Genomic DNA, 12,253 nt, shown 5'->3' with positions numbered 1-12,253 from the left:
AATAACGCATCCAGATGTGGCCACCCGCACGTGCGAAGGGCGTCGAAAAACCCGGCGAGTGTCGCGAAAGCAGCGCAAAATAAGGCGGTCACGCCCTTCTGGCAGGTCGGATTTGCTAGAATCGGGGCACCTACCCGGAGAATTACCATGAAGCCGCTCCTTCCCGTCGCCGTTGCGCTGACGCTCGCCTGTAGCGGCGTCGCGATGGCCGCACAGCCCGCCGCCGACGCCCAGGCTGCCGCCGAGGCCCACGCCGCCAACGAACGGGCCGGCTTGCCGGATCTGGAGGCAATCAACCGTCCAGCCGCACAAGTCAGTTCCAAAGTGGAAATCAACCAGCCGCGTACGCCGAGTTTCTACGAGCGCAGCGGCAGCGGCACGGAAATCACCGAGTACCGTGACAAGGGCAAGCCAGTCGAGATCGACGTGCATTCGAACTTCGGCACGCGCTATCAGATGAGCGCGTCGCCCGACACGTCGCCGCAGGTGCGTGACAACGGTCGCGCCAGCACACGCCTGCCGTCGGTGAACCTGCATTACTGATCTTGCACCGGCAGCGCGTGTGCGCTGCCTGCCCGCATCGCTGGCGCGCACAGTGCTCGCCGGCTTTCGCCCTTGCCTGTCGCCGTTCCGAATGCACTGCCCGCACGCGTCAGTCCGACCAACCTGATTCCACCTTTTCCCGCATGGCCGTCTTCACCGCTGTCACCGACACCCAACTCGCTCACTGGCTGCGTCATTACGATCTCGGCGAAGTCGTCGATTTTCGCGGCATCCAGTCCGGCATCGAAAACAGCAACTTCTTTCTGACGACGACGCGCGGCGAATACGTCCTCACGATTTTCGAAAAGCTGACGGCTGAACAGCTGCCGTTCTATCTGGATCTGATGCGCCATCTGGCCGCGCACAAGGTGCCCGTGCCGGACCCGATGCCGCGCGACGACGGCGCGCTGTTCGGCCTGCTGCACGGCAAGCCCGCTGCAATCGTCACGCGTCTTGAAGGCGCGCCGGAACTCGCGCCGCGCGAAGAGCACTGCATCGAAGTCGGCCAGATGCTGGCGCGCATGCACCTCGCCGGACGCGCTTTCCCGAATCATCAACCGAACCTGCGCAGCCTCGCCTGGTGGCAGGAAACCGTGCCGGCGGTGGCGCCGTTCCTGAGCGGCGCACAACGCGACCTGTTGACCACGGAACTCGCGCATCAGAAGGCCTTCTTCGCCTCCGACGACTACGCCGCGCTGCCCGAGGGCCCGTGCCACTGCGACCTGTTCCGCGACAACGTCCTGTTCGCGCACGCGGCGCCGGAAAGCGGCCATGAGGTGCGCCTCGGCGGCTTTTTCGATTTCTACTTCGCCGGCTGCGACAAGTGGCTCTTCGACGTCGCCGTCACGGTGAACGACTGGTGCACTGATCTCACAACAGGCGCGCTCGACATGCCGCGCGTCGAGGCGATGCTGCGCGCCTACCAGACCGTGCGGCCGTTCACGACGGAAGAGAACCGTCACTGGGATGACATGCTGCGCGCGGGCGCGTACCGTTTTTGGGTCTCGCGTCTCTATGACTTTCACATGCCCCGTGCGGCCGAAATGCTGAAGCCGCACGATCCAGGCCATTTCGAGCGCATCCTGCGCGAGCGCCTGTCTGGCGTTGCACTTCCTGGCATCCATACCTCATGCAACTGATCGAAGTTCCCGCGAAGGCCGGCTATGTCTGGTTCCGGCAGGGTATCTGGCTGTTCCGCAAGAATCCGCTCGCGTTCCTGACGCTGTTCTTCACCTATCTGCTCGCGATGATGCTGATCTCACAGATCCCCATCATCGGCGGGTTTCTGCCGCTCGCGGTCATTCCGGGTGTGGCCGTCGGCTTCATGGCGGCGTGCCGCGACACGATCGCCGGCAAGCCGGTCTTTCCGACGATCCTCGTCGACGGCTTCCGCTCGTATGGCGGCACGGCCGCGAAGCGGCTCGCCATGCTCGGCGTGCTGTATGTAGTGGCGATGGCGCTGGTACTCGCAGGTTCGGCGATCGCGGACGGCGGCATGCTGCTGAAAGTGATGCTTGGCGGTACCAGCATGGAACCGGAAGCGATGGTCAACAGCGACATTCCGCTCGCCGTCCTGACCGCTCTCGCGTTCTACATTCCGGTCGCGATGTTGTTCTGGTTCTCGCCGGTACTCATCACCTGGCACGAAGTGCCGCCCGCGAAGGCGATGTTTTTCAGCCTCGTGAGCTGCTGGCGCAATCGCGGCGCGTTCATCGTGTTTGGCGCGCTGTGGTTCGCAATGGCGATCACGATTTCATTCGGGCTGTCCGCGCTGATGCAGGCGCTCGGCGCCGCCGAGTACGCGTTCGTCGTGCTGATGCCCGCGACGATCGTCGTCACGACGATGCTCTACTGCTCGTTCTACGCGACCTATCGCGGCTGCTTCGGCGTGCAGACGCCCGAAGCGCCGGACGCGCCCACTACGCCGGCAGCTTAAGCCTGTCGGCTTGCAGGATCCCGACGGGCAGCAGGCGTTCGCGCTGCTGTTCGTCCGTCAGCGCACCGGGCGTGTCAGCCAGCGCTGGTGGCTTGCGGTGCGCTTCGCCGCTGCCTGCCGGGCAGCATCAGCCTCTCGCAAGCCATTCGCGATTGGTGCACAATGATTTGCGCGCGATCCATTCGCGCGCACTTACTGGACGGTAAGCACCATGACCCAGCGCCCGGTTTTCCCCTTCACGCTCGACGAACAGCTTTGCTTCGCGCTCTACTCGACGTCGCTCGCGATGACGAAGGCGTACAAGCCCATCCTCGAAAAACTCGGGCTGACGTACCCGCAATATCTCGCGATGCTGGTGCTCTGGGAAGCGGACGACGTCACGGTCAAGGACATCGCAACCCGTCTCAATCTCGATTCGGCGACCGTCACGCCGCTGCTCAAACGCCTCGAAGCGCAAGGCTACGTCGAGCGGGAGCGCGGCGTCACGGACGAACGGCTTGTCTACATCCGGCTAACCAAAGCTGGAACCGCGCTCAAACGCGCCGCCCGTGAAGTGCCTGCCGAAATCTTCTGCGCGACCCAGCAGGCGCCCGAATTCCTCCTCAAATTGCGCGACGACCTGACGCGCCTGCGCACCACGCTCACCGACTACAACGAGAGCTAAATGCCGGCACCCTGCCGTCTATCGCCGGGATAGCCAAATTAGTTTGCACACTAATGATTAGTGCGATATCTTATCGACATGCCAGATCGATGGCGACCGCCACACCGCGTGGCACCCACTTTAAAGGAGCAACACAATGAGCATTCTTTACAAGGCAACGGCAACGAGCACCGGTGGACGTGATGGCCGCGCGGTATCGTCGGACAAGGTTCTCGACGTGAAGCTGGCCGCCCCGCGCGAACTCGGCGGCAACGGTGCGGAAGGTACCAATCCTGAGCAACTGTTCGCAGCCGGCTACTCGGCCTGTTTCCTGAGCGCGATGAAGTTCGTCGCCGGCCAGCGCAAGCAGGCGATCCCGGCGGATACGACCGTGACGGCAGAAGTGGGCGTCGGCCCGAATGACAACGGCGGCTTCGCACTCGATATCGAACTGCGCGTTTCGCTGCCGGGCCTCGCAACCGATGCTGCGCGCGAGCTCGTCGACGCCGCGCACCAGGTGTGCCCGTACTCGAACGCAACGCGCAACAACGTGGCTGTGCGCCTGCAGGTTGCCTGAGCGCAGTTGCACGCGGGCTGCACGTAGAGCACGACGCGCTTCGCCGGCGTGGCGCCTGAAGGGCGTCGCTGACCGGCCGCGCGTCGCTTGCATTGATGCGCGTCCGCGCGTTGTTTGACTTCGATGGTATCGTCGGCAGGTCATACGCCCGCTATTTCGCGTGCGCCGTCACCCCACAATGAACTGCTAATGACGGGTGCTTATCCCATCGACGGTGACGGCGAGCTTTCTCGTCAAGGATCTGGGTATCGACTGACGTTGGGGAGAACGCTACTTCGCCGTTCTGCTGAACGACTTCGATTTTTCGGCGAATAACGGGGGATGGCAGTGGGCGGCATCGACAGGATGCGACGCGCAACCGTGGTTCCGGATCTTCAATCCGGTCACGCAGCCGGGAAAATTCGACCCGCAGGGCCGTTTCATCAAGCGCTATCTGCCGCAACTGTCCGGAGTGCCATCGGAATGGATCCACGCGCCATGGCTGGCGGGAGCCGAACAGTTGCAAAAATGGGGGGTGACGTTGGGGAAAGACTATCCGTCACCGGCGGTCGAACATGCCGAAGCGCGTCAGCGCACACTGGCCCGCTTCGGAAAGTGACCTGCTACTACGGTGTTGCGGTGCTACCGTGATGCTTTACTTCGGTACGACGGCACTGAAGCGGAAGCTTAGTGCTGGCTCATCCACGACGGCTGACGGCGATTCGCTTCGCGATCCAGCTTGCGCATACGGAATTCGAGATCATGCAGATCGGTGGCTTCCGACAGGTACGCGTCGCTATATTCCTTGGCGATCTGGTCGGGCGATTTCGTGAGGAACAGGAACAGGCGGGTCAGCAGATACATGGTCAACTCCGAAGATGAACAAGGGTTTATTCCTAGTGGATAACCCTTATTATAGGGAAAACCCTGATCGAGCGCCATGTTTACCTGCTGCGACCGTTGGACGCGCGCTACGCCTGCCGCGCAGCCGCCGCACTAATAGCGGCGCGGGACGGCACAGCCTCGGCCGCGCGACGCTGATAGCGGAAAAATTCCCACATCAGCGCACATGCATCCGGCCCTTTGGATGAATGGAATGGCACGGCATCATCGCCGCCGCTCCAGGCGTGGCCCAGCCCGTGCACGCGACACAGACGCACCACGCGTCGGCCGCTCTTGATGTAGTCGCGCGTCACGACGCCGGCCTTGCGCTCTTCGCGCACCTCGCCGCTGCGCTGCTCGCCATTCGCGTCGAGTACGCCATTCAGGCGCGCGAACTGGACCGCCAGCTGCTCGGCGTTTTCCGGCGCGACGACGTTGTCCGAATCGCCGTGCATGATGATCGCCGGCATGCCGGGATAGGCATCGACGTCGACGGCGGCGTCGATCAGTGTGACCGGATCCTGGCGCGTTCCGCGCCGCATCACGTCCATCGCGGTAATGCCTGAATGGGCTTCGCCCATCGCCGGACCAGAGTGGAGCGCCACCGCCGCAAACTTTTCTGGATATTCGACAGCCAGCAGCGAAGCGAGCCCAGCGCCCGCGGACAACCCCGCGACGTACACCCGCTCGCCATCAAAACGGTAGGTTTCCACCAGCGAATCGACCAGCGACACCACCGCGCGCGCCTCCGCGCCGCCCGCATGCTCGCTCGCGTCGTACCAGTGCCAGCAGCGATGCGCGTGAACGTGCTTCGACTGTTCAGGGTAGACGACTGCAAAACCGAAGCGGTCGGCGAGCAGGTTCATGCGCGTCCCTTCGGCGAATTCGTCGACCGACTGCGTGCAGCCGTGCAGCATCACCACGAGCGGCAGCCCTTTGAGCGCGCGCCCGGGCGGGACATACAAACCATACGACAGGTGATTGACGAGGCGCCCAGGCGCGACCGGCGCGGAATGGAATGAGCGCGTCCAGTCGCCGCTCGCCCATGCGGCGGCGCGCGGCCGCACTCGCGACTCGCGGGCTCCAGCGTGCGGCAAGTCGCGGGTTTTGACCGTGCGTAATTTGGCGGGCGGTTTCGCTACCGGACGCACCGGCCGTACTGCAGTGCGCTTGAGGGATTCCCGGGTTTGCTGCGTTTGGGCGGCCAGCAGGCGCTTAAGACCGCCCAGCCAGAGTTTCGACAGACTTTTTGCCATCGGATAAACCTCGCAAAAAGGGACCGTTCCGGGCCAGAATGGGTGGATTGTTGTGCAATGCACAATAACACCAATTCCCATAAGATGCTGACCGCTTGCCAAACCCGCGTCTGGTCCTCTGCCGATCGCGAGCATCGGTATGCCGCGACCGCATCGCCCGTACTCACTTTATACTGGCGGCTGTCGGCCCGCGCGCTAAGCCCGCTTGTTGCATTTGTCTGTCAGGCGGCACACGCTCGCGTTTAATCACCCTCATTTTTGCCGGATTCTCCGTGGCCGCTGCCGCGGCTGCTGCCATGCCTGATCTGCCTCTTCACCTGTGGTACGCGATTACCAGCCTCGGCGGTGCCGGCCTCACGCTGCCGCTCGCAATCGCCATCGCGCTGTGGCTGGCGATCGGCTACACCTGGCGGATGGCGGCACTGTGGTTGGGGCTGCTCGGCGCGGCGATTTGCGTCGTCACGATTACCAAGCTCGCGTTTCTGGGCTGGGGCGTCGGGGTGCGCGTACTGGATTTCACTGGCGTAAGCGGCCACGCGATGCTGTCGACGGCCGTTTATCCCGTCGCCCTGTTCCTGATGCTGCTGCCTTCGCGCAGGTCGATCCGCATTGCCGGCGTACTGCTCGGACTCGTCGCGGGCATCGCGGTCGGGCTGTCGCGGGTGGTGCTCGAGGCGCATTCGCCGTCTGAAGCCGTCACGGGCTGTCTCGTCGGCGCGGGTGCCGCGTTACTGTTCGTGCGCGCCGCCTGGCATGCGCGCCCCGGCCAGCTGTCGGCGGCGGCGGTGGCGCTCAGCCTCGTCGCGCTGACAGTTACGTTGCACGACGTGCGCGTGCCGACGCAGCGCTGGGTTACCCACATCGCGCTCAAGGTGTCGGGCCACGACCGGCCATTCGTTCGCGCGCGCTGGAAGGCCAGCCACGACCGGCCGCCCGCGCCCGTGTCACGTACGCGCGACACCCTTCTCCCTCCTCCTGCCGCAACCGACGCGTAACACCGGGTAACAACGCATGAGGCTCATGCTGCCCTCAATATGTCCAGCATCCCCACCGTTATAACCGCAGCTATATTACGATAGCGCTTTTCAACGCTCGTCCGGCTCTCACCGGATTACTGAACTCATGTCGATCTCCCTTCGCCGTCTGCTGAAGCACGCGCTTGTCACCGCGAGCGCCGTTTCCATTGCGATCTGCGCCGACGCCCGTGCCGACGAGCTTGTGGTATCGGCGGCGGCAAGTTTGACCAACGCGTTCAAGGCTGTCGGCGAGGCGTTCGAGAAGCAGCATCCGGGCACGAAAGTGCTGATGAACTTCGGCGCATCGGATGTGTTGATGCAACAGATCGTGAAGGGCGCGCCCGCCGATGTGTTCGCCTCAGCGGACCAGAAAGCGATGGACAAGGCCACGGAGCAGAAGGTCGTCGTGCCGGCGACGCGCCAGGATTTCGCGGCGAACTCGCTCGTGCTGATCGTGCCGTCGGACAGCAGGTTCACGCCCGCGAACCTGCGTGACCTGACGACCGCCGACGTCAAGCGCATCGCCTACGGCGATCCAGCTTCGGTGCCGGTCGGCCGCTACACGGAAGGCGCGCTGAAAAGCGCCGGCGTGTGGGACGCCGTCAGCGCGAAGAGCGTGCTCGCGTCGAACGTGCGTCAAAGCCTGGATTACGTGGCGCGCGGCGAAGTCGACGCCGGCTTCGTGTTCGGCACCGACGCGGCGGTCATGCCCGACCGCGTGAAAGTCGCGCTGACCGTGCCGACGCAGACGCCGGTTACCTATCCGATCGCGCTTGTCGAAGGCAGCCATCACGCGGCCGAGGCGCAGGCGTTCATCGCCTACGTACTGTCGCCGGACGGCCAGGCCGTGCTCGCGAAGTACGGTTTCAAGCCGGCGCACTGACACTGGCGCCCGCAACCGCTCGCAACGGAAACCGCTCAACATGCAACAAGCCTGGATTCCGCTTCTGCTCTCGCTGAAAGTCGCAGGCTGGGCGACCGCGCTCAACCTCGTGTTCGGCGTCGCGACCGGCTTCGGGCTGTCGCGCTGGCGCTCGGCCGCGCGCGATGTCGTCGATTCGCTGCTGACGCTGCCGCTCGTGTTGCCACCGACTGTGCTCGGCTATTACCTGCTCGTCGTGCTGGGCCGGCGCGGCACGATCGGCGGCTGGCTCGACAGCATCGGCATCCAGCTCGTGTTCACGTGGCAGGGCGCGGTGATCGCGTCGATGATCGTCGCGTTTCCGCTCGTGCTGAAGTCGGCGCGCGCCGCGTTCGAATCCGTCGATCCACAGCTCGAACGTGCCGCGCGCACGCTCGGCGTCAGCGAAGCCGCGATCTTCTTTCGCGTGACGTTGCCGCTGGCTACGCGTGGCATTCTTGCGGGCACGCTGCTCGCGTTCGCACGCGCGCTCGGCGAATTCGGTGCGACGCTGATGATCGCCGGGAATCTGCCCGGCCGCACGCAGACGCTTTCGGTGGCCGTGTACGCCGCCGTGCAGGCCGGCGACGACAGCACCGCCAACTTCCTCGTGCTGGTGACGTCGGTGACGTGCGTCGTGATCCTGCTGCTCGCGGGCCGGCTCGTGCCGCAACACACGCTTTTGACCTCCCGCTGACATGACGCTCTCCGTCGACATCCGCCAGACTTTCGTGACCGCCGAGCGCCGGTTCACCCTCGACGTCAAGTTCGAGACGACGAACCAGCGCGTCGTGCTGTTCGGTCCGTCGGGCGCAGGCAAGAGTCTCACGCTGCAGGCGATCGCGGGCCTTCAGCATCCCGACGAAGGCGCGATCATGCTTGATGGCGCGCCGCTCTTCGACAGCGCGCGCGGCATCGATCTGAGGCCGCAGTCACGAAAGGTCGCCTATCTGTTTCAGGACTACGCGCTGTTTCCGCATCTGAATGTCCGGCAGAACATCGCGTTCGGGCTGCACCCGGGCTGGCTCAATCCGCGTGCGCGCGTCCACCACCCGGACGTCGATTACTGGCTGAAAGCGCTCGATCTTGGCGGCGTCGCGGGCAATCATCCGGCGCAGCTTTCCGGCGGACAGAAGCAGCGTGTTGCGCTGGCGCGCGCGCTGGTTGCGCATCCGCAGCTGCTGCTGCTCGACGAGCCGTTCTCCGCGCTCGATTACGCGCTGCGGCAACGCATGCGAAGCGAGCTATCGGACCTGCAGACGCGGCTCGACATTCCGATGCTGCTGATCACGCACGACCCCGACGATGTCGCCGCGTTTGGCGACCAGGTGGTACACATCGTCGACGGCCGCGTGCAGCCGCACGCCGCGTTCGCGGGCTACGCGCGCAGCGTGTATTGATGCTGACTTCGGTCAGTCGCTGACGCCGAGAATCACGCTCGAAGCCTTGAACGCCGCGATCGCCGGTGTGCCTTCCACGAGACCGAGCGTGTCGACGCTCCCGTTCGTGACCACCGCCGTCACGACGACGCCACCCTCCAGCGCCAGCGACACTTCCGCATTGACCGCCCCGCGTTTCACGGCTGCGACCGTGCCGCGCAACTGATTGCGTGCGGAGAGCCGCACCGGCGCTCCGCCGCTTTCGTCGACCATCAGCATCACCCACGACGCTTTCACAAGCGCAAAAGCCGCCGCACCGACGGCAAGCCCGAGTGTCTCAGTGCTTTCGTGCGTAAGGACCGCGACGATCGTCTGCCCGCCTGGCAGCGCGAGCGACACTTCGTCGTTGACGGCGCCGCGCGTGATCGCGGACACCGTGCCAAACAGCTGGTTGCGTGCGCTTGTTTTCATGCCGATCCTGCCGATCAATGGCCAGTCGCTGGCGAAGTGCTCGATCGCCGCGCCGGCCCGTTCGAGAAATCGCTGGTGCTCATGCTCAACCGCACGAAACGTCTCGATCAGACGCACGGCGCGCGGCGTGAGCGTCGTGCCGCCGCCGCCCTTGCCGCCCGTCGCGCGCACGACAAGCGGCTCGCCGGCCAGGTTGTTCATCGTGTCGATGGCGTCCCAGGCGGCCTTGTAGCTCATGCCAACTGCACGCGCCGCGCCGGTAATCGATCCCGTCTGGCGGATGGCCGCGAGGAGCGCGATCCGCGATGCGCCACCAAGCGTCTGTTCACCCGCCTGAAACCACACGGAACCGCCGAGTTCGAGTGGTTCGTGGGGCGTGCGGGATGCGCGTTTACCGGTCATTTTGCGTGCAGGAAAAGGATGAAGCGTGGCTCAGCCGGACGCGCGTCAGGTCGCCGGCCGCGTTGAAACGCTGACGCTCGATGGTACACGGCCGGGTCTGGCTTGCAACGTCGCGTCGGGCGCTGCCGCAAGCTCGCCGAAGGCTTTCATCTGATCAATATGGTACTTCCTGTTACCGCCGCTATAATTCAACCTTTCCCCGTCTTCCATCGAAGCATGCGACGTCTCCTTTTCCTGATCCTGCTTTCATTCGGCCTGACGCCCTGCGCGATGGCCGATGAGAACGAGCAGGTCGCCCAGATTTCTGCGTACCTCACGCAGAAGTTTGGCGTGGCAAAGGAAAAAGCCGAGCAGATATCGACTGCCGTGACCTCCGCGGCATCGAAATACTCGCTGCCGCCGGCGCTGCTGCTCGCGATCATTTCGATCGAATCCCGCTTCAAGGAAAAGGCCAAAGGCGCAAACGGCGCAACCGGCCTGATGCAGGTCGTGCCGAGCGCCCACAAACGGCTGCTGAAGAATGTGGATGATCTGACGGAGCCGACCGCCAATATCGAAGTCGGCTCAGCAATCCTGTATGGCTACATGCAGTCGGCCGGTGGCGACCTGAATACCGCGCTGAAGAGCTATGGCGGCTCGAAGGCTTACGCGGCAAAAGTGAGCCTGCGCGCGAACTCGTTTGCGCAGGTTGTCGCGCGGCCCGGCGAAATGGCAGCCGATGACACCGGCATCAGCACGTGCAACGTACGCTGGACGAGCGACGGGCCCGCGCCTGTCGCCGGTTCAAACGCCTTTTTTGCTTCGGCCGGCAGTTGCACCGTCCCCGTCGCGCCGGCGAGGACAAGCCTGCTGAACGGCTTGTTGCCCTCGCCTTGACGCGAGCTTCTATCCGGCTTCCCCGGCGCGATGCGATGCACCATCAAAGCGCGTACTGCGCGATCCCGTTCCCGAACGACCAGTTTTCCTTCAACACCTCGACGAGGTTGATGAACACATCCTCTCGTCGCACGCCGGGCGACTCCGCGAGGTTATCGGCGACCTGTTTGTAAAACGCCTTCTTCTGCTCGAGCGTCCGCGTGTTGTTGAACGTGATCTGGATGACGACGAGATCGTCGCTCCGCTCGACGCCAAGATAGTGACGGTCGAACACGAAGTTGCTTTCGTCATGTTCGTTGATCAGCATGAAGATATCGTCCGCCGGCACCTTGCAGTGTTCGATCAGCGCGCGCTGGATGCCATCCGTCAGCGCCTTGCGATATTCGGCGGGCTTGCCGGCGCGAAGTGAAATTCGGGTAAGCGGCATGATTGACCTCCATCAGTTAATGAAAAATCACGTAGCCATCTTGCGCTGCGCAGACCATAATGAATAGATATCATTGAAGATATCAGTCATTTTCAAACGAAATGAAAGTTCTCGATCTCGACGCGGTCCGGGCATTCGTACTGGTCGCCGATCTCGCCAGTTTCACGCGCGCCGCCGATGCGCTCAGCACTACTCAATCCGCCGTCAGCCTCAAGCTGAAACGGCTGGAAGCGCATCTCGGCAGGCAGTTGCTGGATCGTACGCCAAGGCTCGTGCGGCTGTCCGCTGAAGGAAACGCGTTTCTCGAAGCGGCGCGCGACCTGCTGCAGGCGCATGAACGGGCGTTGGGGTCGCTCTCGGTCGAACATCGCAAGCTCGCGCTCGGCTTGAGTGAGCATGTCGCGGGCGCGAATCTGCCCGAGTTGCTCGGCAGGCTGAAAGCGCATGATCCGGGGCTTGTGATCGAGCTGCATCTCGGCATGTCGGCGGCGTTGCTGGATCAGTTCGACGAGCGGCGGCTCGACGCGGTCATCGTCCGCTACGAGCCCGACGAAGCGCCACGCGACGACGCGCAGCCGCTTTTCACGGAGCCCATCGCCTGGCTCGCTACGCCCGACTGGATGCCGCGTCTGAACGAGCCGCTGCCGCTCGCACTGCTGGCGGCGCCGTGCAGCGTGCGCAGAGCGGCGCTGCGCGCACTCGACGATGCGGGCATTGCGTGGCACGAAGCGTTTATCGGCGGCGGCGTGGCTGCGGTGGGCGCGGCGGCGACGGCGGGCATCGCGGTGTCGCCGCTGGCGCGGCGCGTCGCACCGCGCGGTCTGGTGGACGTCGGCTCGCGCCTCGGCCTGCCGGCGTTGCCCGAATCGCGCGTGACCATGCATTCGCGCGTACGCGACCGGCGAACGCTGGAGACGTTGCGGTTGCTGGCGGGTGGGTTGGAGAGTGGGTGATGGGTCATCCTG

General features: G+C 64.2%; 16 protein-coding genes and 1 pseudogene. 13 read left to right on the top strand and 4 right to left on the bottom strand.

Annotated elements, in window-relative coordinates:
- Window positions 1-147: 147 nt before the first annotated feature.
- The 6 genes and pseudogenes from P3T21_RS01485 to P3T21_RS01460 all read left to right on the top strand — a co-directional run.
- Complete coding sequence (locus P3T21_RS01485; RefSeq protein ID WP_429254156.1) at window positions 148-543, top strand: hypothetical protein; 396 nt, start codon at window positions 148-150, stop codon at window positions 541-543.
- Between the two features lie 143 nt (window positions 544-686).
- The gene (locus P3T21_RS01480) at window positions 687-1,682 is read left to right on the top strand and encodes a homoserine kinase (protein ID WP_429254155.1); all 996 of its coding nucleotides are present in this window, start codon (window positions 687-689) and stop codon (window positions 1,680-1,682) included.
- A complete protein-coding gene (locus tag P3T21_RS01475; protein WP_429254154.1) occupies window positions 1,673-2,479 on the top strand; it encodes a BPSS1780 family membrane protein in 807 nt (268 codons plus the stop codon). Before P3T21_RS01480 ends, P3T21_RS01475 begins: the two co-directional genes overlap by 10 nt.
- Before the next feature lie 211 nt (window positions 2,480-2,690).
- Window positions 2,691-3,143, top strand: a complete 453-nt coding sequence (locus P3T21_RS01470) for a MarR family winged helix-turn-helix transcriptional regulator (protein WP_429254153.1) — start codon at window positions 2,691-2,693, stop codon at window positions 3,141-3,143.
- 136 nt (window positions 3,144-3,279) lie between these two features.
- Window positions 3,280-3,699, top strand: coding sequence for an organic hydroperoxide resistance protein (locus P3T21_RS01465; protein ID WP_429254152.1), 420 nt, complete (start codon window positions 3,280-3,282; stop codon window positions 3,697-3,699).
- A gap of 214 nt (window positions 3,700-3,913) precedes the next feature.
- Window positions 3,914-4,297: pseudogene (locus tag P3T21_RS01460) on the top strand (FAD-binding domain-containing protein); the annotation flags it as partial.
- Window positions 4,298-4,365: 68 nt separating this feature from the next.
- On the opposite strand, the gene P3T21_RS01455 reads toward P3T21_RS01460, so the two are convergent.
- A complete protein-coding gene (locus tag P3T21_RS01455) occupies window positions 4,366-4,542 on the bottom strand; it encodes a DUF3563 family protein (protein ID WP_429254151.1) in 177 nt (58 codons plus the stop codon).
- A 107-nt stretch (window positions 4,543-4,649) separates the two neighbouring features.
- Entirely contained in the window at window positions 4,650-5,816 is a 1,167-nt protein-coding gene (locus tag P3T21_RS01450) for an extracellular catalytic domain type 1 short-chain-length polyhydroxyalkanoate depolymerase (RefSeq protein ID WP_429254150.1), read from the bottom strand.
- Between the two features lie 296 nt (window positions 5,817-6,112).
- Here P3T21_RS01450 and P3T21_RS01445 point away from each other — a divergent pair, with 296 nt between their 5' ends.
- The 4 genes from P3T21_RS01445 (at window position 6,113) to P3T21_RS01430 (ending at window position 9,133) form a co-directional block, all read left to right on the top strand.
- Window positions 6,113-6,811, top strand: a complete 699-nt coding sequence (locus P3T21_RS01445; protein ID WP_429254149.1) for a phosphatase PAP2 family protein — start codon at window positions 6,113-6,115, stop codon at window positions 6,809-6,811.
- Between the two features lie 127 nt (window positions 6,812-6,938).
- Window positions 6,939-7,715 (top strand): molybdate ABC transporter substrate-binding protein, encoded by a 777-nt coding sequence (gene modA, locus P3T21_RS01440; protein ID WP_429254148.1) that lies wholly within the window; start codon window positions 6,939-6,941, stop codon window positions 7,713-7,715.
- Window positions 7,716-7,755: 40 nt separating this feature from the next.
- On the top strand, window positions 7,756-8,430 hold the full coding sequence (modB, locus tag P3T21_RS01435) for a molybdate ABC transporter permease subunit (RefSeq protein ID WP_429254147.1): 675 nt from the start codon (window positions 7,756-7,758) through the stop codon (window positions 8,428-8,430).
- A 1-nt stretch (window position 8,431) separates the two neighbouring features.
- Entirely contained in the window at window positions 8,432-9,133 is a 702-nt protein-coding gene (locus P3T21_RS01430) for an ATP-binding cassette domain-containing protein (protein ID WP_429254146.1), read from the top strand.
- A gap of 12 nt (window positions 9,134-9,145) precedes the next feature.
- Here the strand turns inward: P3T21_RS01430 and P3T21_RS01425 are convergent, their stop codons facing one another.
- A complete protein-coding gene (locus P3T21_RS01425) occupies window positions 9,146-9,985 on the bottom strand; it encodes a TOBE domain-containing protein (protein ID WP_429254145.1) in 840 nt (279 codons plus the stop codon).
- A 25-nt stretch (window positions 9,986-10,010) separates the two neighbouring features.
- Here P3T21_RS01425 and P3T21_RS01420 point away from each other — a divergent pair, with 25 nt between their 5' ends.
- Both P3T21_RS01420 and P3T21_RS01415 read left to right on the top strand, forming a co-directional pair.
- Window positions 10,011-10,139 carry a hypothetical protein gene (locus P3T21_RS01420; RefSeq protein WP_429254144.1) on the top strand — a complete coding sequence of 43 codons (129 nt, stop codon included), beginning with the start codon at window positions 10,011-10,013 and terminating at the stop codon, window positions 10,137-10,139.
- 62 nt (window positions 10,140-10,201) lie between these two features.
- On the top strand, window positions 10,202-10,861 hold the full coding sequence (locus P3T21_RS01415; RefSeq protein WP_429254143.1) for a transglycosylase SLT domain-containing protein: 660 nt from the start codon (window positions 10,202-10,204) through the stop codon (window positions 10,859-10,861).
- A gap of 43 nt (window positions 10,862-10,904) precedes the next feature.
- Here P3T21_RS01415 and P3T21_RS01410 read toward each other — a convergent pair whose 3' ends face one another.
- Entirely contained in the window at window positions 10,905-11,288 is a 384-nt protein-coding gene (locus P3T21_RS01410; RefSeq protein ID WP_429254142.1) for a tautomerase family protein, read from the bottom strand.
- Window positions 11,289-11,389: 101 nt separating this feature from the next.
- On the opposite strand from P3T21_RS01410, the gene P3T21_RS01405 reads away from it, so the two are divergent.
- The gene (locus tag P3T21_RS01405; protein WP_429254141.1) at window positions 11,390-12,241 is read left to right on the top strand and encodes a LysR family transcriptional regulator; all 852 of its coding nucleotides are present in this window, start codon (window positions 11,390-11,392) and stop codon (window positions 12,239-12,241) included.
- The last annotated feature ends 12 nt before the right edge of the window (window positions 12,242-12,253 follow it).

Source organism: Paraburkholderia sp. GAS334 (genome assembly GCF_050436625.1).
GTDB lineage: Bacteria > Pseudomonadota > Gammaproteobacteria > Burkholderiales > Burkholderiaceae > Paraburkholderia.
The sequence above is the reverse complement of the archived record's forward strand: the minus strand, read 5'-3'. Positions and strand labels throughout refer to the sequence as shown.